This is a genomic window from Micromonospora acroterricola (genome assembly GCF_003172955.1).
Classification (GTDB): Bacteria; Actinomycetota; Actinomycetes; order Mycobacteriales; family Micromonosporaceae; genus Micromonospora; species Micromonospora acroterricola.
Window position 1 is genome coordinate 1 of sequence record NZ_QGKR01000089.1, and the last position, 16,813, is coordinate 16,813.

Annotated in this window: 11 protein-coding genes and 1 pseudogene; 9 read left to right on the forward strand and 3 right to left on the reverse strand. The window is 72.3% G+C overall.

Annotation, left to right across the window (positions count from 1 at the left end; genetic code table 11):
* Positions 1–3: 3 nt before the first annotated feature.
* The 3 genes from DKT68_RS01910 to DKT68_RS01920 all read right to left on the reverse strand — a co-directional run bounded on the left by DKT68_RS01910 (position 4) and on the right by DKT68_RS01920 (position 2,376).
* A complete protein-coding gene (locus DKT68_RS01910) occupies positions 4–699 on the reverse strand; it encodes a winged helix-turn-helix domain-containing protein (protein ID WP_109815710.1) in 696 nt (231 codons plus the stop codon).
* Between the two features lie 199 nt (positions 700–898).
* Positions 899–1,567 (reverse strand): DUF305 domain-containing protein, encoded by a 669-nt coding sequence (locus tag DKT68_RS01915; RefSeq protein ID WP_109815711.1) that lies wholly within the window; start codon positions 1,565–1,567, stop codon positions 899–901.
* A gap of 8 nt (positions 1,568–1,575) precedes the next feature.
* Entirely contained in the window at positions 1,576–2,376 is an 801-nt protein-coding gene (locus DKT68_RS01920; RefSeq protein ID WP_109815712.1) for a DUF3105 domain-containing protein, read from the reverse strand.
* A gap of 98 nt (positions 2,377–2,474) precedes the next feature.
* On the opposite strand from DKT68_RS01920, the gene argS reads away from it, so the two are divergent.
* From argS to DKT68_RS01965, 9 genes and pseudogenes are all read left to right on the forward strand, one after another.
* On the forward strand, positions 2,475–4,142 hold the full coding sequence (argS, locus tag DKT68_RS01925; protein ID WP_109815713.1) for an arginine--tRNA ligase: 1,668 nt from the start codon (positions 2,475–2,477) through the stop codon (positions 4,140–4,142).
* 6 nt (positions 4,143–4,148) lie between these two features.
* The gene (lysA, locus tag DKT68_RS01930; RefSeq protein WP_109815714.1) at positions 4,149–5,534 is read left to right on the forward strand and encodes a diaminopimelate decarboxylase; all 1,386 of its coding nucleotides are present in this window, start codon (positions 4,149–4,151) and stop codon (positions 5,532–5,534) included.
* 8 nt (positions 5,535–5,542) lie between these two features.
* Positions 5,543–6,853: a homoserine dehydrogenase gene (locus DKT68_RS01935; RefSeq protein WP_201748861.1), complete on the forward strand. Its 1,311-nt coding sequence runs from the start codon at positions 5,543–5,545 to the stop codon at positions 6,851–6,853.
* 138 nt (positions 6,854–6,991) lie between these two features.
* Positions 6,992–8,041, forward strand: coding sequence for a threonine synthase (thrC, locus tag DKT68_RS01940; RefSeq protein ID WP_109815716.1), 1,050 nt, complete (start codon positions 6,992–6,994; stop codon positions 8,039–8,041).
* Positions 8,042–8,205: 164 nt separating this feature from the next.
* On the forward strand, positions 8,206–11,499 hold the full coding sequence (locus tag DKT68_RS01945) for an efflux RND transporter permease subunit (protein WP_109815717.1): 3,294 nt from the start codon (positions 8,206–8,208) through the stop codon (positions 11,497–11,499).
* A gap of 126 nt (positions 11,500–11,625) precedes the next feature.
* The gene (locus DKT68_RS01950; RefSeq protein WP_109815718.1) at positions 11,626–12,870 is read left to right on the forward strand and encodes an MFS transporter; all 1,245 of its coding nucleotides are present in this window, start codon (positions 11,626–11,628) and stop codon (positions 12,868–12,870) included.
* Between the two features lie 64 nt (positions 12,871–12,934).
* On the forward strand, positions 12,935–13,879 hold the full coding sequence (gene thrB, locus DKT68_RS01955; RefSeq protein ID WP_109815719.1) for a homoserine kinase: 945 nt from the start codon (positions 12,935–12,937) through the stop codon (positions 13,877–13,879).
* A 296-nt stretch (positions 13,880–14,175) separates the two neighbouring features.
* A complete protein-coding gene (rho, locus tag DKT68_RS01960) occupies positions 14,176–16,341 on the forward strand; it encodes a transcription termination factor Rho (protein WP_109815720.1) in 2,166 nt (721 codons plus the stop codon).
* A gap of 193 nt (positions 16,342–16,534) precedes the next feature.
* Positions 16,535–16,813 (forward strand): annotated as a pseudogene (locus DKT68_RS01965) (hypothetical protein); the annotation flags it as partial.

Here is a 16,813-nt window from a genome sequence, read left to right on the forward strand (position 1 = left end):
GGTTCAGGCGGCGGCGATGACGCGACCGCAGCTGGGCAGCGGGTGCAGCACGATGCGCCGGGGGAGCCGGCGCGGCCACTCGTTGCGCGGCCACGAGCCGTCCACGATCAGGTGGACCGTGCGCTGCTCCTCGCCGCTGAGTCGCAGCACGAAGTCGCGGGGGAGCGGCGGGTCGACCGTCGGTGTGGTGATCATGAAGCGCACCCGGCCGCGGGACGAGACGGCGGAGATCACGTCGGCGGCCGGCATGGTGCCGCGCAGCCGTATCCGGCCGATCCAGTAGACCTCGGCGAGGTGCTCCTGGGCGGCCCGGGTGATCGCCGGGTACTCGCTGCGTACCCAGCGCTCGACCGCGCTGACGCAGAGACCGCAGGCCCGCTCGCGCGGCTCCCGCGGACCCAACCCCCAGGCCCGCAGGTACGCCCCGACCGCGCCCGCGTCCAGTGGCAGGTCGAACCGGCGCTGGATGAGCGTGGTGAGGCTCTGCCGCGTCCACAGCTCCTCGTCCAGGCCGAACTCGTCGGGGTGGACGCCCCGCAGCACGTCGATCAGTTCGAGTTCCTGTTCGCGGCTGAGCATTCCCGGCTCGCCCTGCCGCTGTCCGCGACGGACGGCTGCCACCGCCCCGTCACCGCCGATGGTGTGGCGTCGGCACCAGCTGGTGACCGAACGCCGTGCGTCTCTGAGTGCAACCCCCACGTCTTGCGCAACGAGCCCGAATCGCAACTGGTCACGATATGTGGGGAGAAAACTCTCTAAGCAACGTAATCGGTTGCACCGCTCAAAACGCCCATACGGGACGGCGAGGATGAAACGGGTTGGAACGTCCGTCATGACGCGGGCCCGCGCCCCGCCGGTGCACGGCGGTGACGCGGGCCCGGTGTGCCCGTCCGGTGGGTCAGCCCTTGGCCTGCGCCTGGAGCTGCCGGAGGTTGTTCAGCTCGCTCTGCTGGGTGGCCTTCATGGTCCGCGCGACCCGCAGCACCTCGGCGTTGTCGGTCTCACCGAGAACCGCGTCGATCATGTGGATGCCGCCCAGGTGATGGTTGATCATCAGGGTCAGGAACTGCCGGTCGACCTCGATGCCCCGGGCGTCGCGAAGCGCGGCCATCTCCTGCGGGGTCGCCATCCCCGGCATCAGCCCGTCCTTGACGGCAGCCCCGTCGGACATCCAGGACATCGGGGGCTGTGACCCGGTCGGGCTCAGCTCCCACTCCCGCAGCCAGGTCTGCATGGCACCGATCTCGCCCTGCTGACCGGTGGCGATGTCGACGGCCATCTGCCGGACGTCGGGCAGCGTCGCCGACCGGTAGGCGGTGAGGCTCATCTCCACCGCCTGGCTGTGGTGCGTGGTCATGTCCCGGGCGAAGCCCGCCTCGACCGAGGTGTCACCGGGCCGGGTCAGCCCCGGGGTGAGCAGCCCGCCGGCGTAGCCGAGCAGCAGGCCCACCACCAGCATGGCGGCCAGCGCCAGCACGCCGTAGCGCCGCGCCGGGGGCCGGTCACCCTCGTCCAGGGCGGTCGGAACCTCGTCGTGCTCGCTGTCGGTGGTGGCGGGAGCAGTCATCGCCGTCCTTACTGGGTGGGCTGCTGGGCGGGGAGCTCACGCGGCGTGGTGCCGGTGGCCGTGATGCCCGTGTTGCACAGCGCGGTCGGCCCCTCGACGGACGCGTTCACCCGCAGGTCCTTGATGAACTCGTCGATCCGCTTGTCGTCGGCGTTGTCGACCTTGAGCTGGAAGCCCCACGCCTGGAGCGAGATCGGCTTGTCCAGGCCCTCGTACGGGCTCATCAGCATCTTCTCGACGCCGCGCACCTTGCCGGCGAGCTTGTCGATCTGGTCCTGCGGCAGACCCGGCCGGTAGGTGACCCAGACCGCGCCGTGCTCCAGGCTGTGCACCGCGTGCTCGCTGGCGATCGGGGCGTCGTACACGTCGCCCATGCAGTTCTGCCAGGCGGCGTTGTGCACCCCGCCCACCGGCGGCGAGTACTTGTAGGTCAGCGGGCCGGACTTGTGCGCCTCGTACTTCAGGCTGTCCGGGTCCGACTTGCGGATGTTGACGATGCCGTCGATGGCGTTCGCCCGCTTGTCCCAGGGCTTGGAGCCCTGGAACGACGCCCAGGCGCCGTAGCCGATGATGCCGGCCGCGAGCACGCCCACGGCGACGAAGAGCGCGATCGGGCCCCAGGCCCGGCCCTGGCTCACCTTGACCGGAGCGATCGGCTTGCGGGGACCCTTGCCACCTGCCCGCGGAGTGCCCGCCGGCTTGCCGGAACCGGCCTTGGCGCCGGACGCCGGCCGGCCCGCGGCCGGCTTCTTGCCGGTGCTGACCACGGTCGGGCGGCGCTCAGGGCCACCCGGGGTGCTGATGCTCATCGTGCCTCGTCAGGTCGGTTGGTCAGGGGAGGTGGCGGGCCGGATGACGCGCAGGGTCGCCGCCGAGTGCCCGAGTCTACCCCCGATAACATGGTTCGGTGACTCCTGCAGAACTAGCCTCGGTCGTCCTCACCGCCGCCCACGCCGTCTTCGACGAGCGTGGCCTGGATCACGCCGCGCTGCCGGAGCGCACGGTGGTGGAGCGACCCCGCAACCCCGAGCACGGCGACTACGCCTCCACGCTCGCCCTGCAGTTGAGCAAGAAGGTCGGCGTGCCGCCACGCGAGCTGGCCGCCGCCCTGGCCGACGAGCTGGGCCGGGCGCCCGGGGTCAAGTCGGTCGAGATCGCCGGGCCGGGTTTCTTGAACATCCGGCTCGACGCGGCCGCCGCCGGTCAGCTCGCCCGGGTGATCGTCGAGGCCGGCGCGGAGTACGGCCGCAGCGACCGGCTCGCCGGCGAGAAGATCAACCTCGAGTTCGTCTCGGCCAACCCGACCGGCCCGGTGCACATCGGTGGGGTCCGCTGGGCGGCCGTCGGCGACGCGCTGAGCCGGCTGCTGCGGGCCACCGGCGCCGAGGTGGGCACGGAGTACTACTTCAACGATGCCGGGTCGCAGATCGACCGGTTCGCCCGCTCACTGCTCGCCGCCGCCAAGGGTGAGCAGGCGCCGGAGGACGGCTACGGCGGGGCGTACATCGGGGAGATCGCCGCCGAGGTCCAGGCCCGCCGGCCGGACGTGCTGACCATGGCCGACGCTGCCGCCCAGGAGGTGTTCCGGGTCGAGGGCGTCGCGCTGATGTTCGACGAGATCCGGTCCTCGCTGCGCGACTTCGGGGTGGAGTTCGACACGTACTTCAACGAGAAGGACCTGCACGACCGGGGTGAGCTGGACCTCGCCCTGGCCCGGCTGCGCGAGCAGGGCCAGGTCTACGAGTCCGAGGGCGCCACCTGGCTGCGCACCACCGACTTCGGTGACGACAAGGACCGGGTGCTGCGCAAGTCCAACGGCGAGTGGACGTACTTCGCCGCGGACTGCGCCTACTACCTGGACAAGCGGGAGCGCGGCTTCGAGCGGGTCGTGATCATGCTGGGCGCCGACCACCACGGCTACATCGGCCGGATGAAGGCGATGGCCGCCTGCTTCGGCGACGACCCGGAGCGCAACCTGGAGATCCTCATCGGGCAGCTGGTCAGCCTGCTGCGCGACGGTGCCCCGCTGCGGATGAGCAAGCGGGCCGGCACCGTGATCACCCTGGAGGACCTGGTCGAGGCGATCGGGGTGGACGCCTCCCGGTACGCGCTGGCCCGCTACTCCAGCGACTCGCCGATCGACATCGACATCGAGCTGTGGACCCGGGCCACCCGCGACAACCCGGTCTACTACGTGCAGTACGTGGCGGCCCGGACGGCGGGCGTGGCCCGCAACGCCGCCGAGGTGGGGCTGGTCCAGGGCGACGCCGACGACTTCCGCCCCGAGCTGCTCGGGCACGAGAAGGAGAACGAGCTGCTCAAGGCGCTCGCCGAGTTCCCGGCGGTGGTGGCGACCGCCGCCGAGCTGCGGGAGCCGCACCGGGTGGCCCGCTACCTGGAGGAGAGCGTCGCCGCCTCCTTCCACCGGTTCTACGACAACTGCCGGGTGCTGCCGCTGGGTGACGAGGAGGTCACCGACCTGCACCGCGCCCGGTTGTGGCTCAACAACGCCACCCGCACGGTGATCGCCAACGGCCTGCACCTGCTCGGCGTCTCCGCTCCGGAGAGGATGTAGCACCTGATGCGGGCACACGAGGCCGGTGCGCTGCACGGCGACATCGGCAACCGGGGGCCGGCCTGGCTGCGTACCCCGGACGACGTCAACGCCCTCGTGCCGGCGCTGTGGCCGCGCAACGTGACGCGCGGCGCCGACGGCGCGCTCGCGGTCGCGGGCCTGGGCGTCCGCGACCTCGCGGCCGAGTTCGGCACCCCGGTGTACGTGCTCGACGAGGACGACCTCCGGTCCCGCTGCCGGGACTTCCGGGCCGCCTTCCCGACCGAGGACGTGTACTACGCGGGCAAGGCGTTCCTCTGCCGGGCGGTGGTCCGGATGATCGCCGAGGAGGGGCTGCACCTCGACGTCTGCACCGGTGGTGAGCTGGCCACCGCGCTCGCGGCCGGGATGCCGCCGGAGCGGATCGGCTTCCACGGCAACAACAAGTCGGTGCGCGAGCTGGCGCGGGCGCTGGACGCCGGCGTGGGGCGGATCATCCTCGACTCGTTCACCGAGATCGACCGGCTCACCGCGCTGGCCCGCGAGCGCGGCGTCCGTCCCCGGGTGCTGATCAGGGTCACGGTCGGGGTCGAGGCGCACACCCACGAGTTCATCGCCACCGCCCACGAGGACCAGAAGTTCGGTTTCTCGCTGGCCGGCGGTGCCGCCGCGGCGGCCGCGTTCAAGGTGCTCGACGAGGGTGTGCTGGAGCTGCGCGGCCTGCACTCGCACATCGGCTCGCAGATCTTCGACGCGAGCGGCTTCGAGGTCTCCGCCCGCCGGGTGCTCGCCCTCCAGGCGCAGATCCGCGACGAGCGTGGGGTGGAGCTGCCCGAGCTGGACCTGGGCGGTGGCTTCGGTATCGCGTACACGACCCAGGACGACCCGGCCACTCCGCAGGCCCTCGCCAACCGGCTCCGCAAGATCGTCGACTCGGAGTGCGCCGCGGAGCGGCTGGCCGTGCCACGGCTCTCCATCGAGCCGGGGCGCGCCATCGTCGGGCCGGCCGTGTTCACCCTCTACGAGGTCGGCACGGTCAAGGACCTCGACGGCATCCGGACGTACGTCAGCGTCGACGGCGGGATGAGTGACAACATCCGCACGGCGCTCTACGACGCCTCGTACTCGGCGACGCTGGCCTCCCGGGCGTCGACCGCCGAGCCGTTGCTCGCCCGCGTGGTGGGAAAGCACTGTGAGTCCGGGGACATCGTGGTGAAGGATGAATTCCTGCCCGCCGACGTGCAGCCCGGAGATCTTGTCGCGGTGCCCGGCACCGGTGCCTACTGCCGCAGCATGGCCAGCAACTACAACCATGTGCCGCGGCCGCCGGTGGTCGCGGTGCGCGACGGCCAGGCGCGTCTGATCGTCCGGCGGGAAACCGAAGAGGACCTGCTCGCTTTGGATGTGGGATGACGTCACCTGTGCGCTTGGCGCTGCTCGGCTGCGGCACGGTCGGCCAGGAGGTGGTCCGGCTGCTGCACGAGCAGGGGGCCGACCTGGCCGCCCGGATCGGCGCTCCGCTGGAGATCGCCGGCATCGCCGTCCGCCGGATCGGCCGCGACCGCGGCGAGCTGCCGGTCGACCCGACCCTGTTCACCACCGACGCGCTGAGCCTGATCAAGCGTGACGACGTGGACGTGGTGGTCGAGGTGGTCGGTGGCATCGAGCCGGCCCGGAGCTGGCTGGTCGAGGCGCTGCGTGCGGGCAAGAGCGTGGTCACCGCCAACAAGGCGCTGCTCGCCGAGGACGGGGTGGCGCTGCACGAGGCGGCGGCCGAGGGCGGTGGCGACCTCTACTACGAGGCGTCCGTGGCCGGGGCCATCCCGCTGCTGCGCCCGCTGCGCGAGTCGCTGCACGGGGACCGGATCAACCGGGTCACCGGCATCGTCAACGGCACCACCAACTTCATCCTCTCCGCGATGGACGCCACCGGCGCCGGCTTCGCCGAGGCCCTGGAGGAGGCCACCGAGCTGGGGTACGCGGAGGCCGACCCGACCGCCGACGTGGAGGGCTTCGACGCGGCGGCGAAGGCGGCGATCCTCGCCTCCCTGGCCTTCCACACCCGGGTCGGCGCCGCCGACGTGCACCGGGAGGGCATCACCGAGGTGACCGCCGCGGACGTGGCCAGCGCCCAGGCGATGGGCTGCACGATCAAGCTGCTCTGCATCGCGGCGCGCGGTGTCGACCCGGCCGGCCGGGAGACGGTCAGCGTTCGGGTGCACCCGGCGATGATCCCCCGCAGCCACCCGCTGGCCAGCGTCGGCGACGCGTTCAACGCCGTCTTCGTCGAGGCCGACGCGGCCGGCGAGCTCATGTTCTACGGGCGGGGCGCGGGTGGCGCGCCGACCGCCAGCGCCGTGCTCGGCGACGTGGTGGCGGTGTCCCGCAACCGGCTCGCCGGGGTCCGCGCGGCCAGCGAGAGCGCGTACGCGGACCTGGCGGTCCGGCCGATGGGGGAGGCACTGACCCGCTACCACGTCAGCCTCGACGTGGCCGACCGTCCGGGTGTGCTGGCCGCGGTGGCCGGCGTCTTCGCCCGCCACGACGTGTCGATCGCGACCGTGCGGCAGGGCTCGGCGGGCGGGGCGCCCGGCCGGGACGGCGACGCGGAGCTGGTGATCGTCACCCACGTGGCGCCGGACGCCGCCCTCGCCGCCACGGTGGGCGAGCTGCGCGGCCTGGACATCGTCCGGTCGGTGACCAGCGTGCTGCGGGTCGAGGGCGGGGTGTGAGTCGTTGACCCGGTGGTGGGACGGCACACCCGTCCCGCCAGGTGGGTAACCCGGGGTGTGCCGCCGGTCGTTCCGGCAGGCTGGTCCAGGGTGGCCTGGTCCTCAGGTCGGGGCGACGGTAGACGCGAGGAGAGCGACATGTGGCGGGGTCTGATCGAGGCGTACCGGGATCGGCTGCCGGTCACCGCGGCCACGCCCGTCGTCACGCTGCACGAGGGCAACACCCCGCTGCTGCCCGCCCCGGTCCTCTCCGCGCGTATCGGGTGCGACGTGCACCTCAAGGTGGAGGGCGCCAACCCGACCGGGTCGTTCAAGGACCGCGGTATGACGCTCGCCGTCTCCAAGGCGGTCGAGGCCGGCAACAAGGCGATCATCTGCGCCTCCACCGGCAACACCAGCGCCTCCGCCGCGGCGTACGCCGCCCGCGCCGGGCTGACCTGCGCGGTGCTGGTGCCGCAGGGCAAGATCGCGCTGGGCAAGCTGGCCCAGGCGCTGGTGCACGGCGCGAAGCTGCTCCAGGTGAGCGGCAACTTCGACGACTGCCTGTCGCTCGCCGCCAAGCTGGCCCAGGACCACCCGGTCGCGTTGGTCAACTCGGTCAACATCGACCGGCTGCACGGTCAGAAGACCGCCGCCTTCGAGATCGTCGAGGCGCTCGGGGACGCACCGGACATCCACTGCCTGCCGGTCGGCAACGCCGGCAACATCTCGGCCTACTGGATGGGGTACGCGGAGGAGCACGCCGCCGGCTCCACCACCCGGGCGCCGAAGATGTACGGCTTCCAGGCGTCCGGGGCGGCGCCGATCGTGACCGGCCAGGTCGTGCCGGAGCCGTCGACGATCGCCACGGCGATCCGCATCGGCAACCCGGCGAGCTGGACCAGGGCTCTGGACGCCCGGGACGCCTCCGGCGGCCTGATCGCCGCCGTGACGGACCGGGAGATCCTGTCCGCGTACCGGCTGCTCGCCCGCGAGGTGGGCGTCTTCGTCGAGCTGGGCAGCGCGGCCAGCGTGGCTGGTCTGCTCCAGCAGGCCGCGGCGGGCGCGATTCCGGCCGGCTCGACGGTGGTCTGTACGGTGACCGGTCACGGCCTGAAGGACCCGGAGTGGGCGATCTCCACCGCGCCCTCCCCGCTGACCATCGCGAACGACCCGCTGGTCGCGGCCCGCGCCCTCGACCTGGCCTGAGCGGCCACTGCGCCACCGCGTCACCATCGGCGGGCGACGGGCCCGGAAGTGGGAACGCGGCCGGCCGTGCGACGGCATGGGGTCCGGCGGGGGTGACGGTGATCGGGTCAGGCACACTTTCGGGTATCCCCGCCCGCATTCTCTTCCAGGAGTGAACCAGGCCGATGTCGCTGCTCGCCAGATTCAGCCTCGCCAACCGAGGGCTGGTCGCCCTCATCGCGGTGGTGACCACGGCGTTCGGAGCGTTCGCTGTGCCGTCGCTGAAGCAGCAACTGCTGCCGTCGCTCGAATTCCCGGCCGCGTTCATCGTGGCTCCCTACCCCGGCGCCGGACCCGAGATCGTCGAGTCGCAGGTCACCGAGCCGATCGAGAACGCGCTCCAGGGCATCCCCGGCCTCGACCAGATCACGTCGACCTCCCGCGAGGGGGCGGCCACCGTCCAGGTGATGTACGAGTTCGGCACCGACCTGGACGACGTGGTCAACAAGATGCAGACGGCGCTGAGCCGGATCGACGCCCAGCTGCCGGAGAACGTCGACCCGCAGGTCATCGCGGGTAGCACCGACGACCTGCCGGCGGTGATGCTGGCCGCGACGGGCTCCGGCGACGAGCGGGCGCTGGCGGAGAAGCTGCGCACGACGGTGCTGCCGGAGCTGGAGGGCATCGAGGGGGTCCGCACGGTCGAGGTGACCGGCACCCGCGACGACGTCGTGGTGGTCACCCCCGACCCGGCCAAGCTGGCGGCGGCGAAGCTCCAGCCGACCGCGATCGGCGCCGCGCTGAAGACCAACGGTGTCTCGGTGCCGGCCGGCGCGGTGACCGACGGTGGCCTGGCCCTCCCGGTGCAGGTCGGCACGCCGGTCGCCACCCTCGACGACCTGCGCGGCATCGTGGTCGCCCCGGGCGCCGCCCCGGTCCGCCTCGGCGACGTGGCGGCCGTCGAGCAGCAGTTGGCCCCGGCCACCGCGATCACCCGGACCAACGGCAAGGACAGCCTCGGCATCGCGGTCACGGCGGCGCCGGACGGCAACGCGGTGGAGATCTCGCACGAGATCCGGGACCGGCTGGCCGACCTGAAGGACGCCTCCGGGGCCGAGCTGACCGTGGTCTTCGACCAGGCGCCGTTCGTCGAGAAGTCCATCGAGTCGCTGACCACCGAGGGTCTGCTGGGCCTGCTGATGGCGGTCATCGTCATCCTGGTCTTCCTGCTGTCGGTGCGGTCGACCGTGGTCACCGCGGTCTCCATCCCGCTCTCCGTGCTGGTCGCGTTGATCGCCCTGTGGATCGGTGACTACTCGCTCAACCTGCTCACCCTCGGCGCGTTGACCATCGCGGTCGGGCGGGTGGTGGACGACTCGATCGTGGTGTTGGAGAACATCAAACGACACCTGGAGTACGGCGAGGAGAAGCGCCAGGCGATCATCACCGGCGTACGCGAGGTGGCCGGCGCGGTGACCGCGTCCACCCTCACCACCGTCGCGGTGTTCGCGCCGATCGCGCTGGTCGGCGGGTTCGTCGGGCAGCTCTTCGCGCCGTTCGCGATCACCGTGACGGTGGCTCTGCTCGCGTCGCTGCTGGTGTCGCTGACCGTGATCCCGGTGCTGGCGTACTGGTTCCTCAAGCCGCGCGGCGGCACCGCCGACGACGAGGCGGTGCGACGTGGCGCGGAGGAGAAGGAGCTGCGCAGCCCGTTGCAGCGGTCGTACCTGCCGGTGATCGGGTTCGCCACCCGCAAGCGGTCCACCCGTTGGATCACCGTCGGGCTCGGGCTGCTGGTGCTCTTCGGCACCTTCGGTCTGGCCCAGAAGCTGGAGACCAACTTCCTGGACGACTCCGGGCAGGACACGCTCAGCTTCCAGCAGGAGCTTCCGGCGGGTAGCGGCCTGGCCGCCGCCGACGCGGCGGCCAAGCAGGTCGAGACGGTGCTCGGGCGTACCGACGGGGTCGAGACGTACCAGGTGACCGCTGGCGGCGGGGACAACCCGTGGGCCGGTGGTGGCGGCAACAACATCGCGACGTGGTCGGTGGCGCTCGGCGGCGACACCGACGCGAAGCAGATGCGTGAGGTGCTGCGCAAGGAGTTCGACACGCTCGGCACCGGGCTGGGCGAGATCAGCTTCGGTGGCGGGCAGGATGCCTCGACCAGCCAGCTCGAGGTGATCGTCCAGGCCAGTGACCCGGACGTGCTGGCCCGGGCCGCCGAGGCCGCCCGGACGGCGATGGCCGGTGTCCCGGACGTCGAGGACGTCTCCACCAGCATGGCCGAGCGGGTGCCGCGGGTCGACGTGACCGTCGACCGGGTCGCGGCCGGCCGGGTCGGGCTCACCGAGGCCGCGGTGGGTCAGCTCGTCTCGCAGGCGTTCCGCGGGGCGCCGCTGGGCCAGGTGGCGCTCGACGGCCAGCAGCAGAACGTCGTGTTGCGGTTGAGCGCGAAGCCGCCGGTGTCGGTCGGGGAGTTGCGGGCGTTGCCGGTGGGCCCGGTCAAGCTGGACGACATCGCGGATGTCACCCAGGGCGAGGGGCCGCAGCAGGTCACCCGGATCGACGGTGAGCGCAGCGTCTCGGTGACCGGCACGGCGACCGGCTCGAACCTGGGCGCGACGAGCCAGGAGCTGCAGAAGCGGCTGGACGGCATCGACGTGCCAGGCGCGAGCTTCACCATCGGTGGGGTCAGCGCGGACCAGGCGGACGCCTTCGGCGACCTGGGCCTGGCGGTGCTGGCCGCGATCGCGATCGTCTTCCTGATCATGGTGGCGACGTTCCGCAGTCTCACCCAGGCGCTGATCCTGCTGATCTCCATCCCGTTCGCGGCGACCGGCGCGATCGGTCTGCTGCTGATCACCGGGACGCCGCTGGGCGTGCCGGCGTTGATCGGCGTGCTGATGCTGGTCGGCATCGTGGTGACCAACGCGATCGTGCTGCTCGACCTGATCAACCAGTACCGGGCCCAGGGCATGGGGGTTCGGGAGGCGGTGGTCGAGGGCGGCCGTCGCCGTCTGCGCCCCATCCTCATGACGGCGGTCGCGACGATCTTCGCGCTGCTGCCGATGGCGCTCGGGTTGACCGGTGAGGGCGGCTTCATCTCGCAGCCGCTGGCGGTCGTGGTCATCGGTGGCCTGCTCAGCTCGACGCTGCTGACGCTGATCCTGGTGCCGACGCTGTACACGATGGTGGAGCACACCAAGGAGTCGCTGCGGGAGCGGCGCCGCCGGCGCCGCTCCGGCGACACGGAGGTGGCCGGGCCGACCGACCCGGAGACCGTCGAGCCGGCCACGGCGAACCAGGTGGCGGTGCCGAGCGCTCCGGCTCCGGCTTCGGCTCCGGCCGAGAGTGCGCGGCCGGCGGCGGCGCGTTCCGCCCCGTCGGGTGCGCTGGTCGAGGGCACGGACCAGTTCGAGGTGCTGCGGCTGCCGCGGAGCCGTACCTCGCCGCTGCCCCCGTCGGAGCCGACCGAGTAGTCGGACCGGCACGTCGAAACGCCCCCGGCGGGGAGAACCGCCGGGGGCGTTCCGTCCGTTCATCGCCGTCTATGCGCTGGTCGGAGGCGGCATAGCCCTGGCACCGACCGGGTAGGGTCCCGCTCCGTGGCGTCCACCTTCGCGGTCCTGACCGGCAACCGGAGCTTTCGCAACCTCTTCCTCGCCGAGCTGGTGGTCTTCGGCGCCGACTGGTTCGTCATGGTGCCGCTGCTGGTGCTGCTGCCCCATCTGACCGGCAGCGGGGTCTGGGGCGCGCTGGTGCTGGCCGTGGACACCGGCATCGTGGCGCTGCTGCTGCCGTACACCGGCACGGTGGCCGACCGGTTCGACCGCCGGAAGATCATGATCGCGGCGAACGTGGCCGCGCTGGCCGGCGTGCTGCTGCTGCTCGGCGTCCGGGGCGCCGGCACGGCGTGGCTGGCGCTGGTGGCGATCGGCGTGGTCGCCGTCGCGAAGGCGTTCTACTCCCCGGCGGCCCAGGCGGCGCTGCCCAACGTGCTGGAGCCGCAGGAGCTGGCCGCCGGCAACGCGGTGGCCGGCTCGGCCTGGGGCACCATGACGGTGGTCGGGGCCTCGCTCGGCGGGGTGCTCAGCTCGGCGGCCGGCCCGTACGTCTGCTTCTGGGTGGCGGCGGCAGCCCTGGCGCTGGCCGCGGGCCTCGCCACGCGGATCCGCCGGCCGTTGCAGGCCCCCCGGGACGCCGACCGCCCCGCCCAGCGGACCTGGCCGGCGGTCCGCGAGGCGCTCGGCTACATCGGGCACCGGCCGCGGGTGCTGGCGCTGGTCACGGTGAAGTCGGCGGTCGGCCTGGGTAACGGTGTGCTGACCGTGTTTCCGCTGCTCGCCAGCGTGTACGGGGTCGGCTCGCTGGGCGCCGGCCTGCTCTTCGCGGTCCGCGGGGCGGGGGCACTGGTGGGGCCCATCCTGATGCGTCGGGTGCTGACCAACCGGTCCTGGTTGCTGCCCGGGCTCGCGCTGTCCATGTCCCTCTACGGCCTGTCCTATCTCGGCGCGTCGGTGGTCCGCTGGTTTCCGCTGGTGCTGCTGCTGGTCTTCGTGGCGCACTTCGCGGGCGGCAGCAACTGGGTGATGTCGAACTTCGCGCTCCAGGGCGAGGTGCCGGACCGTCTGCGGGGGCGTGTCTTCGCCACCGACATGATGCTGGCGACGCTGGCCATCTCGGTGAGCCAACTGGCGGTGGCCCTGGTGGTGGACACGGTGGACGAGCGGGTGGTGCTGGCCAGCTGTGGACTGGTCACGCTCGTGTACGCGGTCGGCTGGCGGATCGCCACCCGACGGCTCTCGCTCACCGACCCGGCCGGCGACCCGGTCGCGGACCCGGCCCGCTGAGCTTCGCGGTCCCACGCTGCGGGCGTCGGGCCGGATCGTCGGTGCCGACCCCTAGCATGAGCCCGTGCCGACGAACTTCACCGCCGGGCCGGTCCGGGTCCGGGTCCCCGCGACCAGCGCCAACCTGGGCCCGGGCTTCGACGCGCTGGGTCTCGCCCTCGGGCTCTACGACGATCTGGCCGCCGAGGTCGCCCCGGGTGGGGTCCGGGTGACGGTGACCGGGCAGGGCGCCGGTGAGCTGCCCGACGACGACCGGCACCTGGTGGTGCGGGCCATGCGGGCCGCTTTCGACGTGCTCGGTGCGCAGCCGGCGGGGCTGAGCGTGGAGTGCGTCAACCGGATCCCGCAGGCGCGCGGCCTGGGCTCCTCGTCCGCCGCGATCGTCGCCGGGGTGTTGCTGGCCCGCGCCCTGGTCGTCGACGGGGAGCGCCGGCTGGACGGGCCGGCCGTGCTCCGGCTGGCGGCCGAGATCGAGGGCCACCCCGACAACGTCGCACCGTGCCTGCTCGGCGGCTTCACGCTGGCCTGGTCCGAGGCGACCGGGGCTCGCGCGGTGTCCCTGCCGGTCGCCGACGGGGTCCGACCGACGGTTTTTGTGCCCGCGGAGCGCGGGTTGACGGCGGCCGCGCGGGCCGCGTTGCCGGCCACCGTGCCGCACGGCGACGCCGCGTTGACCGCCGGGCGGGCGGCGCTGCTGGTGCACGCGCTGACCGCCGACCCCACGCTGCTGCTGCCCGCCACCGTCGACCGGCTGCACCAGGGTTACCGCGCAGCCGGGATGCCGGGCACATCTGCCCTGGTCAAGGCGTTGCGAGCGGCGGATGTGGCGGCTGTGGTCAGTGGGGCGGGCCCGACGGTGCTGGCGCTCAGCGAGCCCCCGGCGGGCTTCCCGGCGGGAACAGACTGGGAGATCTGGCAGTTACCGATAGACGTCAGCGGTGCCCGGGTCGCCCGGGGTAGACTTGGACACGCCGAGCGGGACCCTGTTGCCGCAGGTCGGAAGAGTTGATTACGCTCTAGACCTAGCACAGCCGCGAAGCACGCGATCTCCTGCGGGGCGGCGCACCCCCGAAGCTCTCGGCGGTCAGCCCGTCACCCCTGCCAAGGCCCACGCCGCACCGCAGTTTCCACAGGTCGCCGCAGACGGCGAGACCTGCTCACCGACCTTTGGTGAGTCGGGATACCGACCGGCTGCTGTGTCACAGACTCCCGCGACGCGTCCTTGCGAGGCGGGTGCACCGAGGCCGCCCGGCCACCTGAGTTCCGACTCCGGGCAGTCCCGGCCTTATCGAGGGAAGGAATCCATTGAGCGACACCACCGACGTGACGTCGGATGTTTCCAACGTCGCTGGCGATGCCACCACCGCCGCCCCCGCCCGTCGTCGGCGTAGCGGCACCGGTCTGTCGGCGATGCTGCTGCCAGAGCTGCAGAGCCTGGCCGCGTCGCTCGGCATCTCCGGCACGGCTCGCATGCGCAAGGGCGAGCTGATCGCCGCGATCTCCGAGCGGCAGGCCGGCAACGCCGCCGGCACCCCTCGACCGCGGGCCGAGGTCGCGGCCGCGGCCGCCCCGACCCGTGAGGAGGTGCGGGAGACCGTGGACCGTCCAGCGGCCGAGGCACGCACCGACCAGGCGCCGGCCGAGCCGGTCGCCGAGACCGAGGGCCGGAGTCGTACCCGGCGGAGCCGCACCGCCGCGGCCGAGGCGCGTACCACTGAGGCGCGCACCGACGAGGCGGAGGCCGGCGAGCGGACCGAGCGGGGCGAGAACCGCCGGGACCGGGCCGAGCGTCCGGAGCGCACCGAGCGCGTCGGTGCCGAGCGTGGCGAGCGCACCGAGCGTGCCGAGCGCACCGACCGCGCGGAGCGTGGCGAGCGCACCGAGCGTGCCGACCGCACCGAGCGTGCCGACCGCACCGAGCGTGCCGACCGCACCGAGCGGAGCGACCGTGCCGAGCGGGGCGAGCGTGCCGATCGTGCCGAGCGCACTGACCGGGGCGAGCGTGCCGAGCGCATTGACCGGGGCGAGCGCAACGACCGGGGCGAGCGTGCCGAGCGGGGCGAGCGCAACGACCGGAGCGAGCGTTCCGACCGTGGCGAGCGGGCCGAGCGCAACGAGCGCGGTGACCGTGCGGACCGCAACGACCGCAATGACCGGGGCGACCGCAACGACCGTGGTCAGCGCGCCGAGCGCGACAACGACGACGATGACGAGGGCGGTGGCCGGCGTGGCCGGCGCAGCCGCTTCCGGGACCGCCGGCGTGGCCGTGGCGAGCGCACCGAGACCGGTGGCGACACCGGCGGGCGCGAGCCGCAGGTCGCCGAGGACGACGTGCTCGTCCCGGTGGCCGGCATCATCGACGTGCTCGACAACTACGCCTTCGTACGGACGACCGGTTACCTGGCCGGCCCGAACGACGTGTACGTCTCGATGTCCCAGATCAAGAAGTACGGCCTGCGCCGCGGTGACGCGATCACCGGTGCGGTGCGCGCCGCCCGTGAGGGTGGCAACAGCGGCGACCAGCGGCGGGACAAGTACAACCCGCTGATGCGGCTGGACACCATCAACGGGATGGAGCCGGAGGAGGCGCGGCGCCGGCCCGAGTTCTACAAGCTCACGCCGCTCTACCCGCAGGAGCGCCTGCGGCTGGAGACCGAGCCGCACATCCTGACCACCCGGGTCATCGACCTGGTCATGCCGATCGGCAAGGGCCAGCGAGCGCTCATCCAGTCGCCGCCGAAGGCGGGTAAGACGATGGTGCTCCAGGCGATCGCGAACGCGATCACCCGGAACAACCCGGAGTGCCACCTGATGGTGGTGCTGGTGGACGAGCGGCCCGAAGAGGTCACCGACATGCAGCGGTCGATCAAGGGCGAGGTCATCGCGGCCACGTTCGACCGTCCGCCGCAGGACCACACGACGGTGGCCGAGCTGGCGATCGAGCGGGCGAAGCGCCTGGTCGAGCTGGGGCACGACGTCGTCGTGCTGCTCGACTCGGTGACCCGGCTCGGTCGGTCGTACAACCTGGCGGCGCCGGCCAGCGGCCGGATCATGTCGGGTGGTATCGACTCCACCGCCCTCTACCCGCCGAAGCGCTTCCTCGGCGCGGCTCGCAACATCGAGAACGGCGGCTCGCTGACCATCATCGCCACGGCGCTGGTGGAGACCGGGTCCATGGCGGACACGGTCATCTTCGAGGAGTTCAAGGGCACCGGCAACGCGGAGCTGAAGCTGGACCGGAAGATCGCCGACAAGCGAACCTTCCCGGCCATCGACATCAACCCGTCCGGCACCCGTAAGGAGGAGGTCCTGCTCGCACCCGAGGAGCTGGCCATCATCCACAAGCTCCGGAAGGTGCTGCACTCGCTGGACTCGCAGGCGGCGATGGATCTGTTGCTGGACCGGCTCAAGCAGTCCCGCACCAACATCGAGTTCCTGATGCAGATCGCGAAGTCGACGCCGGGGGAGTAACCACCCTCGGTTGAGCGAACGAAGGGGCACGGCCACCACGGCCGTGCCCCTTCGTCATGTCCAACCGGCCACCTTTGCTCTGCTTACACCCGCGGCACGAGCGGCACGAGCTGGCCGACCGAAGCTGAAGTTTTTCTTCGGTTCAGTCGATGGGTCTTGAAACTTCTATTCAATGCCGGGTTGACTGTCGTCCATGCGTACCCGCAGACGATCCGCCCGCCGCACCGGCGTCCTGCTGCTGACGCCGCTGCTCATCCTGGTCGGTCCGGTGCCGGCGACAGCCGCCGCGCCGGCAGCCGCCCCCGTGGCCCCGTCCACCATCGCCGAGGACGCGCCGCCCGCGTCGTCCCGGCCGGCCCGCTCGGTCAGCCTGGCCGCCGACCCGGCCACCGCGACCGCCTCGACCGCCGCCGACGGCCTGGAGCCGGCCGGCGGCCTGGAGACCACCAAGGCCACCCGGCCGGCTCCAGGC

Coding starts and splice junctions, on each gene's coding strand:
- thrC (WP_109815716.1), top strand. CDS start 6,992: ATGTGGCGGGGTCTGATCGAGGCGTACCGGGATCGGCTGCCGGTCACC.
- DKT68_RS01915 (WP_109815711.1), bottom strand. CDS start 1,567: ATGACTGCTCCCGCCACCACCGACAGCGAGCACGACGAGGTTCCGACC.
- DKT68_RS01945 (WP_109815717.1), top strand. CDS start 8,206: ATGTCGCTGCTCGCCAGATTCAGCCTCGCCAACCGAGGGCTGGTCGCC.
- lysA (WP_109815714.1), top strand. CDS start 4,149: ATGCGGGCACACGAGGCCGGTGCGCTGCACGGCGACATCGGCAACCGG.
- DKT68_RS01920 (WP_109815712.1), bottom strand. CDS start 2,376: ATGAGCATCAGCACCCCGGGTGGCCCTGAGCGCCGCCCGACCGTGGTC.